Origin of the sequence: Cognatundibacterium curvum (assembly GCF_014284235.1) — a bacterium.
GTDB lineage: Bacteria > Pseudomonadota > Gammaproteobacteria > Burkholderiales > Burkholderiaceae_D > Undibacterium > Undibacterium curvum.
This window is the reverse complement of record NZ_JACOGD010000033.1, coordinates 1-399: the sequence shown is the minus strand read 5'-3', so window position 1 is coordinate 399 and position 399 is coordinate 1. Positions and strand designations below refer to the sequence as shown.

Genomic DNA, 399 nt, shown 5'->3' with positions numbered 1-399 from the left:
CCAGGGTATGACGCCAAGGGAACTTGACGCGTATGCTACGCATATACCAGTCGGGATTCGCCTGCCAGCCAGCCTTGATGCGCTCTATGGTTTCTGGCTTAAAGCGCCAGGCCTTTAACTCTTTCCAACGGTCTTCATTGAGAGTAAAGGTACCGCCGGGTAACCGCGCGTTGTACTGGCGCACATCGATATCGCGGATAACTTGCGCACGGAAAGTTTGCAATTCCACCTGATGGGTATAACCGCTGGCCCACAACATGATGTAGCCTTGCGGTGCTATGCCAAAACGCAATTCAGAAAAGCGTGGTTTCACAACTCCATAGTTCACGTCTTTATCGACAATTTTTGGCTGCTTAAAAAATAATTCATAGATACGGCGCAGCGGCAATTCTGCATCCA

The 399-nt window shown here is 49.9% G+C and carries 1 protein-coding gene; it reads right to left on the bottom strand.

What is annotated here, in order from left to right; translation table 11 throughout:
- A partial coding sequence (locus H8K43_RS18735; RefSeq protein WP_186905260.1) for a hypothetical protein occupies positions 1-399 on the bottom strand: 399 nt, incomplete at both ends.